This is a genomic window from Methylomagnum ishizawai, from assembly GCF_900155475.1.
Classification (GTDB): Bacteria; Pseudomonadota; Gammaproteobacteria; order Methylococcales; family Methylococcaceae; genus Methylomagnum; species Methylomagnum ishizawai_A.
The window spans coordinates 1,812,323-1,834,203 of the sequence record NZ_FXAM01000001.1; the positions used below are offsets into that span (position 1 = coordinate 1,812,323).

Below are 21,881 nucleotides of genomic sequence, written 5' to 3' on the forward strand. Positions count from 1 at the left end.
GCGCGGGCCGGGGCGGGAATAGGGCCATCGCTTGCCGTTCCCTGGACGCTGGATTTCGGCATCCGCGCCGATAATGACGGGCTTTCCAGCCCCTGGGAATGGTCGCTCTTGTTGCGGCACTCGCCACTGTTTCCCGTTTTACGCCACAATAACCGGAATCACCCGCCCGAGGTATGCCCATGATCCAAACCCAGCCCCGAACCCTGCCCAAAGAATTGCACCGCGCCCAGGAAGTGCGGGCCATGGACCGCTACGCTATCGACATCCTGGGCATTCCGGGGCTGGAACTGATGCGTCGGGCCGGTGCCGCTGCCTTCGCGGCGCTGTGCGAGCGCTGGCCCACAGCGCGGACCCTCTCGGCCATCTGCGGGGCTGGCAACAACGGCGGCGATGCCTATGTGGTGGCGCGGCTGGCCCATGAGGCGGGCTGGGATGTCCGGGTCTATCCGGTCGCGCCTCTGGCGGGGTTGAAGGGCGATGCGCTGGCGGCTTATCAGGAATACCGGACGGCGGGCGGCGCGGTGCTGGATTTCATCCCGGCGGATTTCGAGGGCGCGGAAATCCTGGTGGACGGCCTGTTCGGCACCGGGCTGGACCGCGAGGTCGAGGGCTTGTTCGCCGAGGTCATCCGCGCCGTCAACCGCTTCCGGGGCAAGGTGCTGGCCTTGGATATTCCTTCCGGCCTGTGCGCCGATACCGGGGCGGCGCTGGGCGTAGCGGTGCGGGCCGCTGTCACGGTCAGCTTCATCGGCCTGAAACAGGGTTTGTGTACCGGCGAGGGACTGGAATACGCGGGCGAACTGGTGTTCGCCGATTTGGAGACCCCGCCCATGGTGAAACACGCGGTCAAGCCTTCGGCCCTGTTGCTGCCGCCCTTGGCGCAGGGGTTGCCGCCGCGTCCGCGCTATGCCCACAAGGGCCATTTCGGCCATGTGCTGGTGCTGGGCGGCGAACAGGGCTATAGCGGCGCGGCGCGGCTGGCGGCGGAAGCGGCGGCGCGGGTCGGGGCTGGGCTGGTGAGCCTTGGCACCCGCCCGCAACACGCGGCTTTCCTGAATCTGGACCGGCCCGAACTCATGTGCCACGGCGTCACCCGGCGCGACGAGGCGCAAGACCTGCTGGGCCGGGCCACGGTGGCGGCGGTGGGACCGGGACTGGGGCGTTCGGACTGGGCGGCGCTGTTGCTGGATGCCGCCATCGACAGCGGCCTGCCCTTGGTGGTCGATGCCGACGCCCTCAACCTCCTGGCCGCGCAGCCGCGCCGCTGCGAGCGCTGGGTCTTGACCCCGCATCCGGGCGAGGCCGGGCGCTTGCTCGGGACCGGCACGGCGGCGGTGCAGCGCGACCGCTATGCCGCCGCCCGCGCCTTGCAGGACCGCTATGGCGGCGTGGTGGTGCTGAAGGGCTCGGGCACGCTCATCGTCGGCGCGGACGAATTGCCCAGGGTGTGCATCGCGGGCAATCCCGGCATGGCTAGCGGCGGCATGGGCGATGTGCTGACCGGGGTGGTCGCGGGGCTGTTGGCCCAGGGTTTGGAGCCGCTGGAAGCCGCCACCCTGGGCGTGCGCCTCCATGCCGCCGCCGGTGACGAAGCCGCCCGCGATGGCGAGCGTGGCCTGTTGGCGGGCGATTTGATGGCTCCCTTGCGCCGCTGGGTGAACCGATGAATGCGGTCCTGGACCTGCCCGACGAGGCCGCCACCCTCGAATTCGCCGCCCGGCTCTACCGCCATCTGCCGCCGGGCTGCCTGGTCTATCTGCACGGCAATCTCGGCGCGGGCAAAACCACCTTTGTGCGCGGTTGCCTACGCTCGACCGGCTTCACCGGCGCGGTGAAAAGCCCGACCTTCACCCTGGTCGAGGAATACGCGCTGCCCGACCGCACCTTGTTCCATTTCGACCTATACCGGCTGAACGACCCGGAGGAACTGGAATGGATGGGTATCCGCGATTATCTCCGGCCCGGAGCCACCTGTTTCATCGAATGGCCCGAACGCGGCGCGGGACTCCTGCCGGGGGCCGACCTGGATATCCGCCTGGAAATCCTGGGGCCAAGCCGCCGCGCCACGTTGGCGGCGACGAGCGAACAGGGCAGGGCGATCCTGGCCGCGTGGGCGGCGGGGTGATGGAGTCGCCCCGGTGATTCGGTTTTGCGTAATAAGTCCCGCTCGAAAGCTTGCGTAGCGTGGAATGCGCGGCTATTTTTCCCAAGCGCTTCAGGGGTATCCAACATGAACAAAAAATCGGTATGGGGTGGTTTATTGTGGCTGGCCGTGTGGGTGTCCGGGGAATCCGGCGCGGCCGCGGTCTGGGTGAAATCGGTGCAATGGGGGGCGGGGCCGCATCCGCGTTTGATGGTGGATTTTAGCGGGGTGCCGGGGTATCGGGTGATCAACTTGGGAAGCGACGCGCCGCTCGCCATCGAACTGGCCGATACCGCCCTGGCCGGGGGCTTGGCACAACCGCCCGCCGCCCATCCGGTCGCGGCCCGGATCGGCTCCTTGCCCGGCAAGGCCAAAGGCAGTCTCCGCCTCCTGGTCGAGACCAAGCGCAACGCCCCCCATCAGGCCCGCATGGAGCAATGGCCCGACCACGCCCGCCTGACCGTGGAGTGGACCCCGTCCGCCGTCCCGGCACCCGCGGCTGCTTCCACCAATTCCGCCCGCGCCCGCGCCAAACCGGTCCATTCCTTCGTGGTCGCCATCGACGCCGGGCACGGTGGCAAGGACACCGGGGCCATCGGACCCGGCGGCACCTTGGAAAAGAACGTGGTGATGGCGATTGCCCGCAAGTTGGCGTGGTATGTCCAGGCCGAGCCGGGGATGAAGGCGGTCTTGGTGCGGCGCGGCGATGAGTTCGTCGATCTGCGCCACCGCGCCGCCATCGCCCGTAAGGTGCGGGCCGATTTGTTCGTGTCCATTCATGCCGACGCCTATACCGACGGCGGGGTGAAGGGTTCCTCGGTGTATACGCTGTCGGAACACGGCGCGTCCAGCGAGGCGGCGCGGTGGCTGGCCGACAGCGAGAACGCCGCCTTGGTGGGCGGTCCCAAGCTCAAGGACAAGAACAAACTGCTGGCCTCGGTGCTGGTGGACCTGTCCAAGAACGCCACCCTGGATGCCAGCGACAAGGCGGCGGAAAAGGTATTGCGGGAACTCAGGAAGGATTTCGCCGTGCATCACGACGAAGTGCAGAAGGCCGAGTTCGCGGTGCTGAAATCGCTGGACGTGCCGTCGATGCTGGTCGAGACCGCCTTCATCTCCAACCCGGAGGAGGAACGCAACCTGACCAACAACGCCCACCAGGACCGGGTGGCGCGTTCGGTGTTCCGGGGAATCAGGGCTTATTGCGCGGAGTCGCGTCGGAGCGCGGGGGCGGCGGGGTTGCGGGTGGCGGAAGTGCCCTGAGGATTTCCCGCAGTCGATTTGCAAAAGCCCCGGTGGTGAGAGCGGGGCTTTTTTGTGCCCAAAGTGATGGGGTTTGGGTATTCAAGGGGTATTCGACGGTGGCGCAGGGGCTAGGAAACTCGATAGTTGCTCCACCAAAAATGCCGGCGCTTCTTCCGGCACGAAATGGCCGCTGTCTTCGGCGATGGCCGACTTGATAATATCGGCCTTGGCTTGCAGCGCCTTGGAAAGCTTGTCGGCAACCCCGTAGCGTCCGGCAACGGCTAGGACGGGCATGGCGAATTTCTGATCCGCATAGGCCGCGACGAACTGGGCATCGTCCAGCAAGGCGCGGTAATAATTGAACCCGGCGGTCATGCCGCCTGGGCGGGCATAATGCTTGGCATATTCGTCTATGGCCTGCGGGGTAATGGCCTGTTTTCGATGCGCCCATTGCTTGATTTGCGCCGCGATATATTCCCGCTCCCGGTTTTTGGTCAGCATCTCTGGAAAACCCGCTGCCATGTGGAATCCATAATGCCACATGCCACCCTTGGCGGAATCCATATTCTCGGTTCCGGGCGGCATGCAATCCACTAGGACCAACTTGGCTACCAATTCGGGATGGACCAGGCCGAGGACATAGGCCGCTTTGCCGCCCATGTCGTGGCCCACGACGAAGGCCGGACCCCTGCCCAAATGCTGGATCAGCGCCGCTATATCATTGGCGATAGTCGGCTTGTCATATCCCGTCCGGGTTTTTTCCGAGAGTCCCAGGCCGCGCAAATCCGGGGCGACGACGGTATATTTCCCGGCGAGCATCGGCATGATCCGGTGCCATTCATACCAAGTTTGCGGCCAGCCATGTAATAGGAGCAGCAGCGGGCCTTTTCCCATTTTTACATAATGCATTTGGATGCCATTCACCTGCGCGAATCCGCTCTTCGCGCCTTTGGGCAAGGGGTTGGCTTGGGCCGGAATAACCAGGCATGACAGGGCTAATAATAACGGGGGTATTAGTTTCTTCATGGGTGGATCGAACTGGGTGGCGGGAGTTGAACATCGGTTTTTGCGCTTTGGCGTTGGTACGCGCCAAGGCGGTCGGTGATTTGCCAATGCCCGGCGGGTTTATCGCCCTCGAAACCAGCGGGTCGGTATTGTCGGCTCACCGCCGGGTTATTGCTTGCGCCCGTTTATAATACCAGTCCCCATGTCCGCTCCGCCTTCGCTATTATGCGGCCCAGCCATAAGCGATACACATCCAGACCCCGCAGTGGCAAACACGGTACCGAAACCGCCCTCAAATGGTTAAAAACCACCTTTCCAATACCCTGAATATTCCCATGCCCGGCTTCCGCGTCGTCCTCCAATCCACCCTCCTACACCTCGCCCTCGTCGCCGCCGCCGTCCTCACCCTGTTCCCCCTGCTGTGGATGGTCGCGGTTTCCCTGATGTCGCCGGACGAGGCCAACCGCTTCCCGCCGCCGCTTTGGCCGGAACAACCCAGCCTCGCCCATTACCGCGCCCTGTTCGCCCGGCTCGATATCGCCCGCTACGCCTTCAACAGCCTCGCCGTCGCCACGGCGGTGACGGCGCTCTCGCTCCTGTTCAATGCCCTGGCCGGTTACGCCTTCGCCAAGCTGCGCTTCCGGGGCCGCGACCGGCTGTTCGGGGGCTTGCTGGCGGCGATGGTGATTCCGTCCCAGGTCGCCATGCTGCCCTTGTTCCTGCTGCTGAAAAGCCTGGGGCTGGTCAACAGCTTCGGCGGCGTCGTCGTCCCCGGACTCGCCAGTATCTTCGGCATCTTCCTGATCCGCCAATACGCGCTGTCCATCCCCGACAGCCTGCTCGACGCCGCCCGCATCGACGGCGCGGGCGAATTCCGCATCTTCTGGTCGTTGGTGCTGCCGCTGTGCCGCCCGATCCTGGTGACGCTCGCCATCTTCACCTTCATGGGCACCTGGAACGATTTCATGTGGCCCTTGGTGATCCTCACCGACAGCCAGCGCTATACCTTGCCGGTGGCCCTCGCCAACCTCATGGGCGAACGCGCGCTGGATATGGAATTGATGATGGCGGGGGCGGTGCTGACCGTGCTGCCGGTGGTGGCGTTGTTCCTGGCTTTGCAGAAGTACTACATCGAAGGCTTGGTGCTGGGCGGCGTCAAGGAATAGCCCAAACGGCGGGCACAAAAAAGCCGGGGCGAACCCCGGCTTTTTCCGTCCTTAACGGTGGCGGACGCTTACAGCGTGCCGACCGCGTTCAGTTCCTTGAACGCCTGTTCCAGGCGGGCCACCATGCTGGTTTGGGCGGCACGCAGCCAGACGCGGGGATCGTAGAACTTCTTGTTGGGCTTGTCCGCGCCGTCGGGGTTGCCGATCTGGCCTTGCAGATAGCCTTCGTTCTTCTGGTAGTACTGGCGGATGCCGTCCCAGGTCGCCCATTGGGTGTCGGTGTCGATGTTCATCTTGACCACGCCGTAGCTGATGGACTCGGCGATTTCTTCCGGGCTGGAGCCGGAGCCGCCGTGGAACACGAAGTTCAGGCTGTTGGCCGGGATGCCGAACTTCTCGGACACGTACTTCTGGGAGTTGTCGAGGATTTTCGGGGTCAGCTTGACGTTGCCGGGCGAGTACACGCCGTGGACATTGCCGAAGCTGGCGGCGATGGTGAAGTTCGGGCTGATCTTGATGAGGTGTTCGTAGGCGTAGGCCACGTCTTCCGGCTGGGTGTAGAGCGAGGCGTGGTCCGCGCCGCTGTTGTCCACGCCGTCTTCCTCGCCGCCGGTCACGCCCAGTTCGATTTCCAGGGTCATGCCCAGCTTGGCCATGCGCTCCAGGTACTTGGCGCAGATTTCGATGTTTTCTTGCAGGCTTTCCTCGGACAGGTCCAGCATGTGGGAGCTGAACAGCGGCTTGCCGGTCTCGGCGAAGTGCTTTTCGCCGGCGTCGAGCAGGCCGTCGATCCAGGGCAGCAGTTTCTTGGCGGCGTGGTCGGTGTGGAGGATCACGGGGACGCCGTAGGCTTCGGCCACGGCGTGGACATGCTTGGCCCCGGAGATCGCGCCGAGGATGGCGGCTTGTTGGCCTTCCAGCTTCAAGCCCTTGCCGGCGTAGAACTGGGCGCCGCCGTTGGAGAATTGGATGATGACCGGAGCCTTGGCCTTGGCGGCGGCTTCGAGGACGGCGTTGACGGAATCGGTGCCCACCACGTTCACCGCGGGCAGGGCGAATTTGTTCTCCTTGCAAATCTCGAAGATTTTCTGGACATCTGCGCCGGTGGCTACGCCGGGTTTAACTGCGTCTAGGATTTTCTGTGACATGGGAAGCCCTATCTACAACGGGTTGGAAAGCCGGGCATTATAGCCGAAACGGGTTGCGCCACGACAGGGAAAACGGGGGCGGGCCGGTGGTTCTTGGGGTTCCACCCCGGCCCGCCCCGGAGGCGCTCAGGGTTCGTAATCTTCCAATACGTAGAAATTCTCCCGCTTCTTGGCCTCGACGAAATCGTTGCGCCGGGTTTGGTGGTCGAGGACCATGGGGTTCAGGTGCCGTCCTTCGCCGATGGAGGAATCGGCCATCGCCAGGAGGGTGGTGATCTGGTGCGAATTGCGCCAGCCGCCCGGTTCCTGGTCGCGGCAGGCTTGTTCCATGGTGGCGCAGAACATCAGCCCGCATTGTTGCAGCACCCGGCCCGCCGGTTCGGTGGGCAGGCCGGGGTCGTTGGCTTGGAGCTTGACCCGGTCCAGTTCGAGGCGGACCTGCCCGAATCCCAGGGGCTTGCCCGTGCCCAGTTGGTGGACGAGGTTGCGGTCGCCGTTCCAGGTCAAGGCCCAGACCAGGCCGCCCAGTTCTTCCGGCTTGAGGTTGTGGAACCTGAGCTTGCCTTTGAAGGTGGCCCCGGTCTTGAGCGGATGCAGGGTGGAAGTCACCTTACTGGGTTGCAGGCAGCGCGGCGGATGGAAGGGCTTGCTGGGATAGCGCTTCCAGCCCCTGAGTTCGGCGAATTCGTCCATCAGGGTGGTGTAGCCCTGCGCTTCGGGGTCGAGTTGCATCCCGTTGGCGGCGGTGGCTTGGCGGATGTAGTTGGGGTAATAGCTGGGCTTGGGGCTGTTGAGGATGACGGTCACGCTGTCGCCGAAGCGGGCGTCGTCGGAGAAGGCGGCCCCGAACGACACCCGGCTTTTCAGGCCGCGGCGGCCCTGGGCCTCGGCCTGGGTGCAGCCGAACAGCGTCTCCACGAAATCCAGCCGGCCCTGTTCGCAATGGTCCTCGGAAGAATTGCGCAGGGCGTCGTGGATCGACAACTTGTAGGGCAGCTTGAACATCTGCGCCAAGCCCAGCGAGGCGATGCGGCCGCCCTCGTAGATGAAGAACACCGGGATGGCGTCGCCCGATTGCCAATGGCGCTGCTTCCAGTATTCCCAATCCTTGGAATCCTCGTGGATTTTGAGGAAGCCGCGCATCACGTCCTTGCTGGGTTCGATGGGGTGTTGCTCGGTCTGGTAGAACAGGAATTCCATGTGCTTGCGCGGGCTGGGCTGGCCGGTCAGCACCAAACGGCCCTTGCGCCGGCCATGGCCGATCTGGGCGGCTTTGCTGTAGCGCAGCAGGTTGCCGCGGCTGTGGGGATGGTCGCGCAACGGGCCGGGCTCGAAGCGGATGTCCGGCCTCCCGCCCAATTCCTCCCATTTGCGGTATTTGGCCTGGGCGCTGCGTTGGCTGTCGTCGAGCTTACCCAACACGAAATCCTTGAATTCGCGGCCCGCGTCCGGACCCAGCAGGGCGGTCAAATCGTCGTGTTCGATGCGCGAATGGCGGCAGGGATAGACCTTCCACACCCCCTGCTCGAAGCGCAACCAACCGGTTTCGGCGCGGGCGCGGTAGGCTCGGCCCACCTTCTCGGTCATGGCCTTGGCGTAGGCGGGCATCCCGCCCGAGAGGTCGCGTATTCCCAGGTGGCGGTCGTCGATCAGGTGCATCTTGCCGAAGGTGGCGATTTCCAGGACGTTGCGGATCATACCGCGCAGGCTGGAACCGGGGATCATGGGACGGCCATCGGGGGCGATGATGAAGCGCTTCTCGCCGACCTCCTGCTCGTGGGCCACCAGCAGGGGCGATTCGGTGTGGAGCGTGAATTCCAGGGTGCCGCTGATGCCGTCCGAGAACGGCAGGTCGTGGCTGGCGGACGCGCTCCACGGCGGAAAATACACCCAATCGGCCAGCGGTACGAAGTTATACGGGGCTTGGATGCCGCGCAGGGCGGCGGCGGGGCGGGGGATGGCGTTCATATTGGGTTTGCTGAACTCGCGCTTGGAGTGGGGCGCATTCTGCGCGGACGGGTTGGCCCTGGAATCGCGGTGTTGGATGGGACGGTTCATGGAGGATACCTTGGGCTGGGAGATTGAAAGAGGCCTAGGCGAATCCGAGCAAACGGGCGGCGAACTGACGCCAGCCCGAGTCCTCGTCGTAGCGCCAATACACCCGGTAGCGCAGGTGGGCGCCGAAGGCTTGGCCGGTGGCGGGCAGGTGGTCGACCCCGGCCAGGGATCGCTCCTGGCTGAGGTGGCCGCCGTCCGCGGCGGGGATGTCGGTGATATGGGTCAAGCGCCAGCCCTCGGCGACCCGGCGGACCCACAGGCTGCCGCGCGCGCCCGCCAACTCCCCGGCCAGGATGGGGTCGAAATCGCCATCGGGACCGGGCCGGGATGCGCCCCCGAGGACCAGGGCCAGCCGGGATTGGCGTTCCAACCAGCCGGCCTGGGCGTCGAAGCCCCGGATGGCCTGTTCCACCGTGTCCGGGTCGGTGGCGAGGCTGGATTCCAGGCGGACCACGCAGGGCACCAGGTCCGGGAGTCCCGGCGGGCCGAATTCCCGCCAGGCCTGGGCCAGTTTGAGTTTCCGCCAATCTTCGGCGGTGCGGTGGGCGCGGTTCATGGGGTGGACTCCTTGAGTTCGTCGCGGACGATATCGCCCTGGAAATAGCCCAGACCCCGCGCACTGGCCGCGCCCAGGGCCAGACGGCCTTCGAGCAGGTCGTCCAGGGTGGCGCGGAACGCCTGCCTCACCGTCTTGGGGGCGCCCCGCCAAATATCCTTGGCGACCCGCAGCCGCAGTTGGAAAGCGTTGCCGTAGACCGCCTCTTCGCAATAGAACACCCCGTCGCGCACCCCGCCGGTGAAGCGGTCCAGGCTGTTATGGGCCAGCCGGAAGGTGGTGGGATCGTCGGCCACCGCGTCTTCGATCAACACATGGCCACCGCGGCCCCGGGCCGGGTCCGGGCCGCCGTGGCCGAACAGGTAGCGGGTGGCGGGATTGTGTTCGGGGGTTTCCTGTTCGAGGCGGCGGGGGTCGAGCCCGTCGGCGTAGTGCCGGGTCAGGCGGTTGTAATGGAAGGCCGTGCGGTGGGCCAGGGCGCCTTTGACCGCGCTGGCCGGGACGATCACCCGCCGCCGGGCCAGGTGTCCCCTGGCGCCGACCCAGGCCACCCGCTCCTCGGTATAAGGCAACGCCTCGCTGGACCGGGTGGCGTCCGTCACCGGGATATCGCCGCCACCGAAGCGCCAGAAATCTTCCGCCTCCAGGTTGAGGTCCAGCCGCAGCCAGTTTCCCGCCGGGCCGGGATTCGCCACCAATTCGATCTCGCGCAAGGTTTCGGCAGGCCGGTCCAGCCGCCGGGGATGGCGGGCATAGGCCCGGAAGTCCGCCGGTTCGCGCAGATCGAAGCGGCGCTCGGCATAGCGCTGGACATGTAATTGCCCATAACCGCGCCGGGTCGCCCCCCCGAGCCGGAATTCGGCCCCGGCCAGCACCGCTTGCAGCGCTTCCCAGGCCGGGGCCAGGGCATCCCCGTCCCCGTCCCACAGGGCCATCTCGAAACTGAACCGATGTCCCGGCGCGACGAAGCGCTGTCCGAACCGGCCTTGGAATTGCGCCACGCCCCGGGTTCCCATGCGCATATGGTCGCGGTGGGGTAGTTCGTTGACCGCGAAGGCCGAGAGCAAGGGGTCGCGGGTCCAGGCGCGTTCCAGGTCCAGGCCGTCCATGGGGCGGTCGTGGCCGTCGTGGATATGCGCCCAGGTCACGGAAAGGGGCGAGGGCGTGCTGTCGTGGTCGCTGGCTTGGCCGAACACGGCCCGGGTGGCCGCAAGACCCAACCGCCGCGCCAAGGCGTGGCGCAGGGCGCCGGCCAGGGCGGTGCCGGGGATGGCCGGGAGGCCGTTGGCGTCGGTGACGACCTGGGTGTCGAACAAGGTGTTATGGCGCCCCGTGGACAACGACAAGGGACTGGTGGCTTCCAAGGTGATCCGCGCCAGGCGGAGGATGGGCGTGTTGGCCTGCATCGGGGGACTCCTAAGGTTTGGCGGCGAGGCGGCGCTGGGCCAATTCGGCCAGGAGGCCGATGGCGCTGGGCGCGTCCTCGGGGCGTTCGGCCAGCTTGGTCTCCAGCCAATCGCGGTAGGTCAGGGGGTGGCCCGCCGCATTGGCGGTGGGCCGGTTCCAGTCTTCCGGATGGATGCGGCACACCGCGTTGGCGTCGCCGAACAAGGCTTCGCGCAATCGCCGGTGGCTATGGGGCGCGGCGGTGGCTTGGCGGGCCGCTTCCGCGACCCGGCCCCATTGCGAACGTCCGGGGGAAGCGGCTTGGTCTTCGCGCAGGCCGTTGAGGCGGCGGGCGTTGCGTTCCAATTGATCCAACTCGGCCAGGGCTTGGCCGGCCCAATGGCGCATCCCGCCTTGCACCGAGCGGGTTTCCGCCGCGTCCAGCAGCCAGCGGGCCAGGGGATGGTCCGGTAGGCCGGGGGCCGGGGTGGCCGGGGTGGCCGGGGCCGTTTCCGCGAAACAGGGATGCCGGGTCGCCAGCAGGGCCGGGGCCAGGGCGCAACGGCCCAGTCCGGCCTCCCGGTGCAGCCCCAGCCCCCGCTCGACCCGCGCCGTCAAATCGGCCCAGGCCGCGGCGTCCAGGGGTTCGCGCAGCCGGTAGGCCAGCACCGAACCTTGGCTCAGTACCTGCCGTTCCGAGCCATAAAGCTGGTGGAAGCCGTTGTAGGGCGAATAGGCCCGGCTGGCGGCGAAGGTCTGGCGCGGCAGGGGATCGGCGGGTGGCAACCCCAGGTCTTCCGCCGCCGGGGTCAGGGTCGGGAAGCCATGGCGGTCGTAGGCGGCGAGGTCGGAGAGCAGCCACAGGCTCAGTTCCGGCCCGGCCAAGTCCAGGCGTGGGGGATGCGCCAGCGGTTGGGCCACCGGCTCGCAACGGACCCGCCCGTATTGGGCCGAGCGCGAGCGTCCGAAATGCAGGATGGGCCGCGCCGCGAAGAATGTTTCCAACGCCGTTACCAAGCCCGTGGCGACTTCCGCGTCGTAGGCGATCTCGCCCAGGAAGTGCTGCCCTTCGGCCAGGCTCTCGTAGCCGAACGTGCGTTCTTCCGCCGGGTGTCCGTTTTCGCGGGAAACCACGGTTTTCATGCGGAACAGCATCTTGGGTTTGAGGTATTGGCCGGACAGGGCGACATAGCCCTGTGGCAAGGGCAGGGTCGCCGGGGGCGGGACGTCCGGGCACCCGTGCATGAGGTTGTGGACGTGGTCGGCCCTGATCCGGCCCCGCTCGCACCAGCCGGGCTGGTCGGCGCTACGGTGCCAACACAGCGGTAAGGGCCAGGCCGGTTCCCCGTCCAGCGCGGGCAGGGCGTTGCCGAAGCGGACCTGGCCGGAGTGAAACAGGGTCCAGGCGTCGCGCCGCGACAGCGTCCGATACAGCACCGCCGCCACCGCGCCCAGAAGGTTGGCACCGGGCAGGTAATCGAGTCCGGGTTGTCCACCGGCTGAGGCCGCCCGGCTGCTGATGACCACTTCGTCCAACAGCTCGAAGCGCAAACTAAACCGCCCCATGCGTGCCTCCGTCGAGGATGCGCATGGCGCAACGGCCCAGGCCGCGGGTGCGGTAGGCCCCGACCGCGCCCGTCAAGGGCAGGGCCAAGGCGAGGCTGGCCCGCCAACCGGTCGGCAGGTCCGCGCCGGCCAGGGGTTCCAGTGCCGCGTGCAGGGTCACCGGCACGATGGCTTCCATGCCGCGCGGGCGGCGTTCGCGGGTGGTGCCGGTGGTTTCGTCCACGGCGGCGGTGAACAATTCCCGCGACAAGGCTTGGCGGTAGGGCGTGCTGGCGGATGCGCCCAGCCAAGCGCGCAGGGCTGGGGGCAGGCGGGCGTCGGCCACCCGCAGGCCACCGGGCAGGTTGTGCGCTTCCGGGCTGTTGGGTGCGCCGAACAAGGCCAGGGCGGTTCCCGTCGGCACATGGCCCAGGGCTTCGCAACACAGGGATGCTTCGCGCAGCAAGCCTTTGAGCAAGCGCCCCGGTACGAAGGGCAGGCCCAGCGAATCGCGTTCGGCCAGCCGGTCGAGATAGTCGCCGCTGCCCTTGCCGCTGCCGCAATGCCAATAATCGAGCATTTCGATTTCCAGGATCGTCGCTTCAGGCATGGGCGGGCTCCCGGAAGGATGGCGCGGGTTGGGTGGCCAGGCCGACCGTCCGCAACACCAAGGCGTCCACCAGCGGGGAAAACAAGCGGTCGTCGCGCCGCCGCGTCGGCCAATCCGGATCGCGGACGCCGAGCGCCGCTAGCAAGGCGTCCAGTCTTTCCAGGCGTTGGGGCAGGGCTTTGCCGACCACGTCGCGCCAGCGCCGGTATTGCCGGGCCGCGTCCTGGGCGGGCAGACGCAGCAGAAAGGCCAATTGCCGGACCGGCCCGATGGCGAGATCGTCCTCGCTGAGCAACGCGGCCAGGTCGGCCAGCGCCGACCAGGGGGGCAGGGGGCCGGTGGGAAGTCCGTAACCGGGTAGCCCGTTTTGCAACGGGGCCGCTTCGGTGTCGGCGCGGAGGGCCGGTCCGCTGGTCGCGCCCGCCAGGGCGAACGCCAGACAGGCCGGGGCGGAGCCGCCGGTTTGGACCCGCGCCCGGCACGCCTCGGTCCTGGCCTGTAGGCAGAGCGTTTCGGCCAGCGGATCCGCCGACCACAACGGGTGCCCGGCCTTGGTGAAGGCGAGTCCCGCGCAGGCCGTCAAGCCCGCGCCCTCGTAGTCCAGGTCGGCACGCAGCCCGGCCAGGTGGCGCTCGGCGGCCAGCCCGAAGCCGGCCAGGAACGCCGCCGCGAACGGCACACCCAGGTCGGCGCGGACCAGGGCCGTGAATTCGCCATCCCGTAATAAGAGGGGCCGGGCGGGCAAGACCGCGATCCCGCCCTCGCGGGCCAGGGCGGCGGGGACCAGCACCTTGGTGCCGGCCTCCAGCGCCGCTTGCCGCAGCGCGGCCTCGACACCTTGGGAAAACAGGCGGAACAGGGCGGTGAATTCGTCGGGCCGGGTTTCCGCGGCGGTGGCCAGGCCGGCCAGCCAATCGGCCTGGCCTTCGATACCGATGCGCAAGGTGGCGAGATAGCCATTGCCGGGCAGCCAGGGAAACCCAGGTTCCTGGGCGGTGGCGGACTCTTTGGGGTGCAGGCGCACCGGCCAGGCCGGATGGCCGGGCCAGCCTTCCATGAGCGGATGTTCGGCCAGGCTGGGGTGGCGGTCGGGGTTGGGTCCGGGAAACGCATGGCGCTTGCGCAGGCCGACCGCGTCGTAGCCTTCGCGTGGGTGGCGCGATTCCAGCACCGCCGCCCGGCCCGAATAGGGATCGCGGCGGGCGATGGGCGGGGTTTCCGGGAAGGCCGGATCGCGGCGTCGGCTCAGCCAGTCCAGTTCTTGGCCGGCCCGGTAGACCGCTTGGTACTGGGTGTCCCCTGCGGCCAGGGCGTGGGCGAATTCCAGCGCCGGGCAATAATGCCCCACCACGATGCCCCATAGGTCGCGCAGGCGGCGGGCTTGTTCGGCGGCGTGCGCCCCGCCCAGGACGGCCTGGAAAGCCCCCGCCGTGCGGCGGCAGAAGCGGATATCCTCCCCGATGCCCAGGGTGTCGAGGACGGCGGAAAGGGGTTCGCCGCAAATCGATTCGATCAATTTGCCCGCCGCGATTTGTTCGGGGAGGTTCCGGCCTTCCAGAATGTAGTCCTGGACGGAGCGGGCCTCGAAAAGATATGCCCAGTAAGTCACTGTGATTCCTTGGTGGGGGGTCCCTGCGGGGAAATGACCGGATGGCCGGGCCGCGTTGAAAAGGCGTCCGCAGTAAATCCCATCCAAAGCTTGGGTTCAAGTCGGTAACTTGCTGAAAATTTTGTAGGGAAATCCCTACAAAGCCGGTTCGGCCCGGTGGCGGGAATGGGGTTGGGCGGGGGTGCGGTCGTTTGGAATGGCTTGGGGATGGGGCGCGGCCCTGGCCGGTTTCAACTGTGGAAAAACGGTCTGTTCGTAGCTACTACATTGTCTATACTAAGCCGGAACCGCCTTTCATCCGGTGCAGCGCCTCCTTTACGATGGCTGGTTTTGCTGGACGGACCCCATCGCTTGCAACGGCCAGGCCCCCCGCTTTTCCGCATCCGCCCATGTTGAAAAAAATCAAAATCCAAGACTTGCGCCTGGGCATGTATATCCAAGAACTCTGCGGCAGTTGGATGGAGCATCCGTTTTGGAAAACCTCCTTCAAACTGGAGCGCCAAAAGGATTTGGACACGCTTTTGACCTGCGGTATCGAGGAACTATGGATCGATGCGGCCAAGGGTTTGGACGTGGAGGCCAGGGTCGAGACGGTGTCCCCGGAAGTCCAAAGCGCCGAGGTCGATACCGCGCTGCGGTGCGCGGCCCGGGTCGGCCAGTCCAAGCCCATCTCCAGAGTGGCGTTGCGCGACGAACTGGCGCGGGCCAAACAGGTCCACGCCAAGGCCAAGCAGGCCGTGGTCGCCATGTTCACCGAGGCCCGCATGGGCAAGGCCATCAAGCTGGAGCAGGCCGCCGCCCTGGCCGACGAGATCAACGCCACCATCGCCCGCAACTCCGGCGCCCTCCTCAGCTTGGTCCGGCTCAAGCACGCCGACGATTACACCTATCTGCATTCGGTCGCCGTCTGCGCCCTGATGATCGCGCTGGGGCGGCAACTCGGCTTGGAGGGTGATTTGGTGCGGGAAGTCGGCGTGGCCGGGTTGCTGCACGACGTGGGCAAAATCTTCATTCCCCCCGAAGTCCTGAACAAGCCGGGGCGGCTGACCGACGCGGAGTTCGAGACGGTCAAGCGCCACCCGCGGTTGGGTTGGGAACTGCTCCGCACCACCGACGGCATCCGGGAGATCGCGCTCGATGTCTGCCTGCACCACCACGAGCGGATGGATGGCCGGGGTTATCCCGACCGCCTGTCCGGCGAGGCGTTGACCCTGTTCGCACGGATGGGCGCGGTCTGCGATGTGTACGATGCCATCACTTCGAACCGTTGCTACAAAGCGGGCTGGGAACCCGCCGAAGCCCTCCGCAAGATGGCCGAGTGGCGGGACGGCCATTTCGACCCGGCGGTGTTCCAATCCTTTGTCAAGGTCGTCGGCATCTATCCTACCGGCACCTTGGTGAAGCTCAAATCCGGAAAACTGGCCGTGGTGGTGGAGCAAACCCCCAACAACCTATTATCCCCGGTGGTCAAGATATTTTTTTCCACCCGGTCCAATTCACCCCTCATGCAGGAAACGGTGGATTTATCGAAATCCCAGGACGCTATCGCCAGTCCGGAGGAACCCCGCAAATGGGGGTTCGACAAGGATAAGCTTTTGGGGTTATGAGCGGGGCCGGGCCGGGGAATCCACACCAACGGATGATGGGGTGGAACCAGCCGGATGAATTGCTAATAAGATACCGAAAAAACCGTGCTTGGAATCCAAGCCGCTAACCAACCAGAGGCTCCATTATGAACCCTAGGGAAGAAGAACTCTTGCAAGCCGCGCAGGCGGTCTTGAAATCGGTGGCCATTCCGGCCCAGCCCCGGATCGTCATGGAATTGATGAAGCTATCGAACCAGCCGGGGGTCGATGTCCATCAGATCGCCAAAAAGGTGGAAAAAGACCCCGCCTTGGCGGCGAAGGTCTTGAAAGTCGCCAACTCCCCCTTGTTCGGCCTCAAGCGCTCCCTGGATTCCATCGGCCAAGCCCTGCATCTGATGGGGTTCCAGTTGTTCCAGCGGGCGATATTGGCTTCGTCCTTGCGCGATGTGTTGCAGGGCGACCGCTCGCCGACCAGCGAGGTTTTCTGGATCCATTCCGAACTGACCGCCCGCTGCTGCGAGGTCGTCGCCAAGCGGCTCAGGCCGCAACTGGCCCAGCAGGCTTATCTGGTCGGGTTATTCCATGATTGCGCAATCTCGATATTGGGCAGGAAATTCCCGGATTACCAGGATTTGGCGCACAAGGCTTTGAGTTATCGGCAGGAAGCGGTCGAGGAAGAGGAGCGGCGCTACTCCACCAATCACTGTGTGATGGGGTATCTATTCACCCGTTCGTGGTATCTGCCCGAGACGGTGCGGCTGGCGATACTCCGCCACCACGATGGCGAGCCGGAATACTCGGACGATATCGATGCCCGTGCCTTGGCCGCGATCCTGAGGGTGAGCGAATACATCGTCCAGAATTACGACGCCTCGGGGAATATGAAAACCGTCGAGGTTTCCGAATGGCTGGAGGCTAGTTCGGGGTTTCTGGATATTCTCGGACTTTATTCCCAGGATGTGGTCGATATCGAGGAACAGTTCCTCGATGCGGTCCGTTGAGCCGCCGTCCTCAGCGCGATCCGCCGGCCGCCGCCAACAGCTCGATCAAGCCGCCCGGATAAACCCCGAGGCCCAGCAGCAATAGCGTCAGAAACCCCAGCACCATGCCGCCCGCCCAGGGCAGGGGTGCTTTAGGCACCGCCCCGTCCGCCGGGTCGGGTGCCCGCGCCATCTGGACGATCACCCGCAGGTAGTAATACAGCCCCAGCCCGCTGCCCACCACCAGGGTGCCCAGCAGCGCCCACAACGCGCCCCGTCCGCCCGAAGCGAAGATGTAGAACTTGCCGACGAAACCGGCGGTCAAGGGAATCCCCGCCAGCGACAACAGCGCCACGGCCAGCACGCTGGCGGGCCAGGGCCGGGTGTGGAACAGCCCGGTGTATTCTTCCAGGCGTTCGGCCTCGCGGTCCTGGGGACTGAGGACGGCAACCACCCCGAACGCCGCCAGGCTGGTGATGAAATAGGCTGCCAGATAGAACAGCAAGGCTTCGGCGGCGAAGTCCGCGCCGATCCGCCCGCCCGCCACCAGCACCACGGCCAGATAGCCCATGTGGGCGATGGAGGAATAGGCCAGGAGCCGCTTGAGGTTGTCCTGGCGCAGGGCCAGGAGGTTGCCGGCCAGCATCGACAAACCCGCCATCAGGCCCAGCGCTTGCTCCAGCGCGGGTGTTTGCGCCAAGCCGCCGGCCAGGGTGTAGCGCAACAACAGGACCAGCACCGCGCCCTTGGCGACCGTGGCGAGCAAGGCCGTGACCGGCACCGGCGCGCCTTGGTAGACATCGGCGGTCCAGAGGTGGAACGGGAACAGCGAGAGCTTGAAACCCAGCGCGGCGACGATGAGCAGCAGGCCGGTGAGGCTGAGCAAGCCGCCGTCCGCCGTTTGGGCGAAGGCGGCGAATTCCAGGCTGCCGGTGTCGGCGTAGACCCAGGCCATGCCGAACGCCAACAGGCCCGAGGCCGTCCCCGACAGCACCAGATATTTCATGCCCGCTTCCAAAGGCCGCTCGTCCCGGCACGGGTAGGCGATCAAGGCGAACAGCGACACGCTGAGGGTTTCCAATCCCAGGAAGAACCCGGCGAAATGGCGGCTCGCCGCCAGCACGAACGCGCCCAACAGCGCGGTCAGCAGCAGCAAATAAACCTCTTCGGGCTGTTCGGCGCGACCGGCGAAATAATCCCGGCACAGCACGGCGACGCACAACCCGGCCAGCCCCGCCAGGCCCATGAAGGCCAGGGCGTAACCGTCCACCCGTAGCAAGGGCGTGACCGTGCGCGGGGCCAGTTCCGCCGCGAAAGGGATCGAACCCAACGCGGCCAAGATTCCCGCTGCCGCCAGCCCGAAAATCAGCCCATGATGGCGATAACAAGCGATGGCCAATAGCCCCAAGACCGCGCTACCCGCCAAGGCCAGCAGCGGTGACAGGGCGATGAGGTCGGCGGCGGCGATCATGGATGGCTCCGGTGGGCGAGGGTGGGGCTGACGATGGGAGGCGGCGTGGCGTGGAGGATATCGATCAGGGGTTGCGGATAAAGGCCCAGGCCCAGGCTGGCGGCGATCAAGACCGCCAGCGCCGCCGTTTCCCTGAAGCCGAAATCCTCGATGCCGTGGGTTTCCGTCCGCGGGCCGTGGAAGGCGCGTTGCACCAGGGCCAGCGCATAGACCGGCCCGATCACCAGCCCCAAGGCCGCCAGTGCGGCGGTGCCCTGGTGCAGTTGGAAGGTGCCGGCCAGCACCAGGAATTCGCCGACGAAATTGCCGAGGCCGGGCATTCCCAAGGCTGCGACCGAAAAGAACAGCCCGATGGCGGCCATGCGCGGCACCGCGCCCCACAAGCCGCCCATGCGGTTCATGTCGCGGGTGTGGAGGCGGTTCTGCAAAGCCCCGGCCAGCATGAACAAGGCGGCGGCGCTGAGGCCATGGGCCAGCATCGTCAGCACCGCGCCCTGGAAACCCAGCCCGGTCTGGGCGTACAGGCCCACCAGCACGAAGCCCATATGGCTGATGCTGGAATAGGCGACCAGCCGCTTCATATCGGTCTGGGCGAAGGCCAGCATCCCGCCGTAGATGATCCCCACCACGCCCAGGCCCATGGCGGTGGGCGCGAATTCCGTCGTCGCGCCCGGAAATAAGGGAATCGCGAAGCGCAACAGCCCATACGCCCCGGTCTTGAGCAAGACCCCGGCCAGGATCACGCTGCCGCCGGTCGGTGCCTGGGTATGGGCATCCGGGAGCCAGGTGTGCAAGGGCACGGTCGGCAGCTTGACCGCGAAGGCTACGAAGAAGCCCAGCATCAGCCAGCGGGCGGTGACGGGATCGAGTTCGGTGCCGAGCAGGGCGAAATAATCGAAGCTGAATTGGCCGGTCTTGGCTTGGTGCGCGAGGGCCAGCGCCACCGCCGCCATCAGCATCAAAAGCCCACTGACCTGGGTGAACAGCAAGAACTTGAGGGCGGCATAGCCCCGGTTCTCGTGCCCCCAGACCGCGATGAGGGCATACATGGGCAGGATCATCAGTTCCCAGCACACGAAGAACAGGAACAAATCCAGCGCCAGGAACACCCCCATCACCCCGGCCAGGGTCCATAGCAAGCAAGCATGGAACGGCCCGGTCCGTTGCCCGATCTCGCGCCAGGACACCGCCACCGCCATCAGCCCCAGCAGCACCGTGAGGGCGGCGAGCAACAGGCTCACCCCGTCCAGCCCCAGATGGAAGCCGATCCCGAAGCGGGGAATCCAGGCCAGCCGGATTTGATCCAGCCAGACCCCATCCGCCACCGCCCCCGGCGCGGTGAAATACGGCACCAGCACCCCGCCTTCCCCGGCCAAGCTTAATAGCGCCAGCCAGCGCGGCGCGGCGGCATGCGCCCGTTCCGCCGCCCAGCACAAACCGCCCCCCACCACCAAGACCCCGATCAGCCACACCAGCATCATGACAAAATCCCCAAGGCGAGGGCGAACAAGACCCCGGACGCCAAGCCCGCCGCGTACCAGCGCAATCTACCGTTCTGGGTGGCGGACAGGAGGCGGTGGCCTTCGCGGCCGAGATAGGCCAGGGCGTGGCTGAAATCGTCCAGCACATCGGCGCGGTTGGCCTCGGCCAGCCAGCGGAACGGCTCGACCAACAGCCGTTCATACAGCCCATCGAAGCCCCAGCCGCTCTGCCAAAACCGATGCAGGGCGGCCCCCAGGGGAGCGCTGACCAGCTTGTCCACCGACCATTCCCGGAACAGATAGAACTGCGCCGCCATCAAGATGCCGGCCCAGGGCGCGAGTTCGGTGATGAGCTGCAATGTGTAGGGAAGTTCGGCGGCGGGCGGCTTGGGGAACAGCGTGTGCAAGGGCAAGCCAAACCAGCCCCCGGCGATGGCCAGCCCGGCCAGGATCAGCAAGGGCGCGGTCATGGCGAAACCCAGCCGTTCACGGGTGTTCGGGGTTTCCGGCCCGTAGAAGACGACGAAGATCAAGCGGAAGCTATAAAGTCCGGTCAAGGCCGCGCCCAGGACGCCCGCGCCCCACAGCCATAAGCCTTGCGGCGCGGCCTGGGCGGCGGCGAGGATGGCGTGCTTGCTGTAATAGCCCGAGGTATAGGGCAGGGCGCTCAAGGCCGCAGACCCGATCACGAAACACCCGAAGCTCAGCGGCAAGCGCCGCCTCAGCCCGCCCATGCGGAAAATATCGTGTTCGTGATGATAACAATGGATGACCGCCCCGGCGGCGAGGAACAACAGCGCCTTGAAATAGGCATGGGTGGTGAGGTGAAACACCGCCGCGCCATAGGCACCGACCCCCAGCCCCAGGAACATATAACCGAGCTGGCTCAGGGTCGAATAGGCCAGGATGCGCTTGATATCGTGCTGGGCCAGGGCCGAACAAGCCGCCATCAGCAAGCCCGCCGCGCCCAGATAGGCCACCACTTCCCGCACCGGCGGAGCCAGTTGGAACAGGACGTGGGTGCGGGCGATGAGATAAACCCCGGCCGTGACCATAGTGGCGGCATGGATCAAGGCGCTGACGGGCGTGGGACCGGCCATGGCGTCCGGGAGCCAGGTTTGCAGCGGCAACTGCGCCGATTTGCCCACCGCGCCTCCGAGCAACAAGGCGGCGGCGACCATGGGAAAAGCGGTGTTCACCGGCCATTGCAAGGTGGCGCGTTGCATCAGGGTTTGGATATCCAGGCTGCCCAGCACCTCGAACAACAGCAGCAGCCCCAGCAAGAACGCCATATCGCCGACGCGGGTCATGACGAAGGCTTTGCGGGCGGCGGCCCCGTTGGCCGGGTTCTCGTACCAAAAGCCGATCAGGAGATAGCTGCACAGCCCCACGCCCTCCCAGCCCGCATAAAGCAACAACAGGTTATCCGCCAACACCAGTACCAGCATCGCCGCGACGAACAGGTTCATATAGGCGAAGAAGCGGGCATAGCCCGGATCGTCGGCCATGAACCCGGCGGAATAGAGATGGATGAGGAAGCCGATGCCGGTCACGATCAGCATCATATTCAGCGACAAGGCGTCGAGGTACAGCCCGAAGCCGGAGGAGAATTCGGCCACCCGTAGCCAGGTCCACAGCGGCAGCTTGTAATAGGCGATGTGGTCTCCCAGGAAATGCTGGCCGATGAGTCCCGCCAGCACGGCGGCGATTCCGACCGAACCCACGCCGATCCAGGGCGTGAGGCGGTGCGGCATCCGGCCTTGGCTCAATACCAGCACCACGCAGCCCAAGAAGGGCAGGGCGGGGACGAGCCATAAATAGTCCAGCATGGGGTTCTCCTGTTGTTGTTCTGGTCGTTCCGTCGCTGGCCGGGCCGGTCGAAACTTGGCGCG

17 protein-coding genes are annotated in these 21,881 nt (G+C 65.9%); 6 read left to right on the forward strand and 11 right to left on the reverse strand.

Annotated elements, in window-relative coordinates; all coding sequences use genetic code 11:
* The first annotated feature begins 179 nt into the window (after window positions 1–179).
* From B9N93_RS08190 to B9N93_RS08200, 3 genes are all read left to right on the forward strand, one after another.
* Window positions 180–1,667 (forward strand): NAD(P)H-hydrate dehydratase, encoded by a 1,488-nt coding sequence (locus B9N93_RS08190; protein ID WP_125468893.1) that lies wholly within the window; start codon window positions 180–182, stop codon window positions 1,665–1,667.
* Entirely contained in the window at window positions 1,664–2,125 is a 462-nt protein-coding gene (tsaE, locus tag B9N93_RS08195) for a tRNA (adenosine(37)-N6)-threonylcarbamoyltransferase complex ATPase subunit type 1 TsaE (RefSeq protein ID WP_085212586.1), read from the forward strand. The genes B9N93_RS08190 and tsaE overlap by 4 nt, the downstream gene beginning before the upstream one ends.
* Window positions 2,126–2,230: 105 nt before the next feature.
* Window positions 2,231–3,406 carry an N-acetylmuramoyl-L-alanine amidase family protein gene (locus tag B9N93_RS08200; RefSeq protein WP_085212588.1) on the forward strand — a complete coding sequence of 392 codons (1,176 nt, stop codon included), beginning with the start codon at window positions 2,231–2,233 and terminating at the stop codon, window positions 3,404–3,406.
* Between the two features lie 81 nt (window positions 3,407–3,487).
* On the opposite strand, the gene B9N93_RS08205 is transcribed toward B9N93_RS08200, so the two are convergent.
* Window positions 3,488–4,414 carry an alpha/beta fold hydrolase gene (locus tag B9N93_RS08205; protein ID WP_085212590.1) on the reverse strand — a complete coding sequence of 309 codons (927 nt, stop codon included), beginning with the start codon at window positions 4,412–4,414 and terminating at the stop codon, window positions 3,488–3,490.
* A 314-nt stretch (window positions 4,415–4,728) separates the two neighbouring features.
* On the opposite strand from B9N93_RS08205, the gene B9N93_RS08210 reads away from it, so the two are divergent.
* On the forward strand, window positions 4,729–5,559 hold the full coding sequence (locus B9N93_RS08210; RefSeq protein WP_085216212.1) for a carbohydrate ABC transporter permease: 831 nt from the start codon (window positions 4,729–4,731) through the stop codon (window positions 5,557–5,559).
* Window positions 5,560–5,627: 68 nt separating this feature from the next.
* Here B9N93_RS08210 and fbaA read toward each other — a convergent pair whose 3' ends face one another.
* The 7 genes from fbaA to B9N93_RS08245 all read right to left on the reverse strand — a co-directional run bounded on the left by fbaA (window position 5,628) and on the right by B9N93_RS08245 (window position 14,471).
* Window positions 5,628–6,707 (reverse strand): class II fructose-bisphosphate aldolase, encoded by a 1,080-nt coding sequence (fbaA, locus tag B9N93_RS08215; protein WP_085212593.1) that lies wholly within the window; start codon window positions 6,705–6,707, stop codon window positions 5,628–5,630.
* 126 nt (window positions 6,708–6,833) lie between these two features.
* Window positions 6,834–8,765: a TIGR03986 family type III CRISPR-associated RAMP protein gene (locus B9N93_RS08220; protein WP_085212595.1), complete on the reverse strand. Its 1,932-nt coding sequence runs from the start codon at window positions 8,763–8,765 to the stop codon at window positions 6,834–6,836.
* A 34-nt stretch (window positions 8,766–8,799) separates the two neighbouring features.
* Window positions 8,800–9,321 carry a hypothetical protein gene (locus B9N93_RS08225; protein WP_085212597.1) on the reverse strand — a complete coding sequence of 174 codons (522 nt, stop codon included), beginning with the start codon at window positions 9,319–9,321 and terminating at the stop codon, window positions 8,800–8,802.
* Entirely contained in the window at window positions 9,318–10,727 is a 1,410-nt protein-coding gene (locus B9N93_RS08230) for an RAMP superfamily CRISPR-associated protein (RefSeq protein WP_085212599.1), read from the reverse strand. The genes B9N93_RS08225 and B9N93_RS08230 overlap by 4 nt, the downstream gene beginning before the upstream one ends.
* 10 nt (window positions 10,728–10,737) lie before the next feature.
* A complete protein-coding gene (locus B9N93_RS08235; protein ID WP_085212601.1) occupies window positions 10,738–12,273 on the reverse strand; it encodes a hypothetical protein in 1,536 nt (511 codons plus the stop codon).
* Window positions 12,260–12,862 carry an RAMP superfamily CRISPR-associated protein gene (locus tag B9N93_RS08240; protein ID WP_085212603.1) on the reverse strand — a complete coding sequence of 201 codons (603 nt, stop codon included), beginning with the start codon at window positions 12,860–12,862 and terminating at the stop codon, window positions 12,260–12,262. Before B9N93_RS08240 ends, B9N93_RS08235 begins: the two co-directional genes overlap by 14 nt.
* Window positions 12,855–14,471, reverse strand: coding sequence for a hypothetical protein (locus tag B9N93_RS08245; protein WP_085212605.1), 1,617 nt, complete (start codon window positions 14,469–14,471; stop codon window positions 12,855–12,857). The genes B9N93_RS08240 and B9N93_RS08245 overlap by 8 nt, the downstream gene beginning before the upstream one ends.
* Window positions 14,472–14,860: 389 nt before the next feature.
* Here B9N93_RS08245 and B9N93_RS08250 point away from each other — a divergent pair, with 389 nt between their 5' ends.
* Together B9N93_RS08250 and B9N93_RS08255 are read left to right on the forward strand one after the other, a co-directional pair.
* Window positions 14,861–16,078 carry an HD-GYP domain-containing protein gene (locus B9N93_RS08250; RefSeq protein ID WP_085212607.1) on the forward strand — a complete coding sequence of 406 codons (1,218 nt, stop codon included), beginning with the start codon at window positions 14,861–14,863 and terminating at the stop codon, window positions 16,076–16,078.
* Window positions 16,079–16,203: 125 nt separating this feature from the next.
* The gene (locus B9N93_RS08255) at window positions 16,204–17,058 is read left to right on the forward strand and encodes an HDOD domain-containing protein (protein WP_085212609.1); all 855 of its coding nucleotides are present in this window, start codon (window positions 16,204–16,206) and stop codon (window positions 17,056–17,058) included.
* 10 nt (window positions 17,059–17,068) lie between these two features.
* Here the strand turns inward: B9N93_RS08255 and B9N93_RS08260 are convergent, their stop codons facing one another.
* Genes B9N93_RS08260 through nuoL form a run of 3 tightly spaced genes read right to left on the reverse strand, consistent with a single transcriptional unit; the run spans window position 17,069 to window position 21,818 of the window.
* Window positions 17,069–18,508, reverse strand: a complete 1,440-nt coding sequence (locus B9N93_RS08260) for an NADH-quinone oxidoreductase subunit N (RefSeq protein WP_254899356.1) — start codon at window positions 18,506–18,508, stop codon at window positions 17,069–17,071.
* Entirely contained in the window at window positions 18,505–19,989 is a 1,485-nt protein-coding gene (locus B9N93_RS08265; protein ID WP_085212611.1) for a complex I subunit 4 family protein, read from the reverse strand. The genes B9N93_RS08260 and B9N93_RS08265 overlap by 4 nt, the downstream gene beginning before the upstream one ends.
* Window positions 19,986–21,818, reverse strand: a complete 1,833-nt coding sequence (nuoL, locus tag B9N93_RS08270; RefSeq protein ID WP_085212613.1) for an NADH-quinone oxidoreductase subunit L — start codon at window positions 21,816–21,818, stop codon at window positions 19,986–19,988. The genes B9N93_RS08265 and nuoL overlap by 4 nt, the downstream gene beginning before the upstream one ends.
* Between the last annotated feature and the right edge of the window lie 63 nt (window positions 21,819–21,881).

Excerpts from the sequence above, each read along its gene's own strand:
- B9N93_RS08190 (WP_125468893.1), top strand. The coding sequence starts at position 180 with ATGATCCAAACCCAGCCCCGAACCCTGCCCAAAGAATTGCACCGCGCC.
- B9N93_RS08265 (WP_085212611.1), bottom strand. The coding sequence starts at position 19,989 with ATGATGCTGGTGTGGCTGATCGGGGTCTTGGTGGTGGGGGGCGGTTTG.
- B9N93_RS08225 (WP_085212597.1), bottom strand. The coding sequence starts at position 9,321 with ATGAACCGCGCCCACCGCACCGCCGAAGATTGGCGGAAACTCAAACTG.
- B9N93_RS08255 (WP_085212609.1), top strand. The coding sequence starts at position 16,204 with ATGAACCCTAGGGAAGAAGAACTCTTGCAAGCCGCGCAGGCGGTCTTG.
- tsaE (WP_085212586.1), top strand. The coding sequence starts at position 1,664 with ATGAATGCGGTCCTGGACCTGCCCGACGAGGCCGCCACCCTCGAATTC.
- B9N93_RS08260 (WP_254899356.1), bottom strand. The coding sequence starts at position 18,508 with ATGATCGCCGCCGCCGACCTCATCGCCCTGTCACCGCTGCTGGCCTTG.
- B9N93_RS08240 (WP_085212603.1), bottom strand. The coding sequence starts at position 12,862 with ATGCCTGAAGCGACGATCCTGGAAATCGAAATGCTCGATTATTGGCAT.
- B9N93_RS08205 (WP_085212590.1), bottom strand. The coding sequence starts at position 4,414 with ATGAAGAAACTAATACCCCCGTTATTATTAGCCCTGTCATGCCTGGTT.
- B9N93_RS08220 (WP_085212595.1), bottom strand. The coding sequence starts at position 8,765 with ATGAACCGTCCCATCCAACACCGCGATTCCAGGGCCAACCCGTCCGCG.
- nuoL (WP_085212613.1), bottom strand. The coding sequence starts at position 21,818 with ATGCTGGACTATTTATGGCTCGTCCCCGCCCTGCCCTTCTTGGGCTGC.
- fbaA (WP_085212593.1), bottom strand. The coding sequence starts at position 6,707 with ATGTCACAGAAAATCCTAGACGCAGTTAAACCCGGCGTAGCCACCGGC.
- B9N93_RS08235 (WP_085212601.1), bottom strand. The coding sequence starts at position 12,273 with ATGGGGCGGTTTAGTTTGCGCTTCGAGCTGTTGGACGAAGTGGTCATC.
- B9N93_RS08200 (WP_085212588.1), top strand. The coding sequence starts at position 2,231 with ATGAACAAAAAATCGGTATGGGGTGGTTTATTGTGGCTGGCCGTGTGG.
- B9N93_RS08210 (WP_085216212.1), top strand. The coding sequence starts at position 4,729 with ATGCCCGGCTTCCGCGTCGTCCTCCAATCCACCCTCCTACACCTCGCC.
- B9N93_RS08230 (WP_085212599.1), bottom strand. The coding sequence starts at position 10,727 with ATGCAGGCCAACACGCCCATCCTCCGCCTGGCGCGGATCACCTTGGAA.
- B9N93_RS08250 (WP_085212607.1), top strand. The coding sequence starts at position 14,861 with ATGTTGAAAAAAATCAAAATCCAAGACTTGCGCCTGGGCATGTATATC.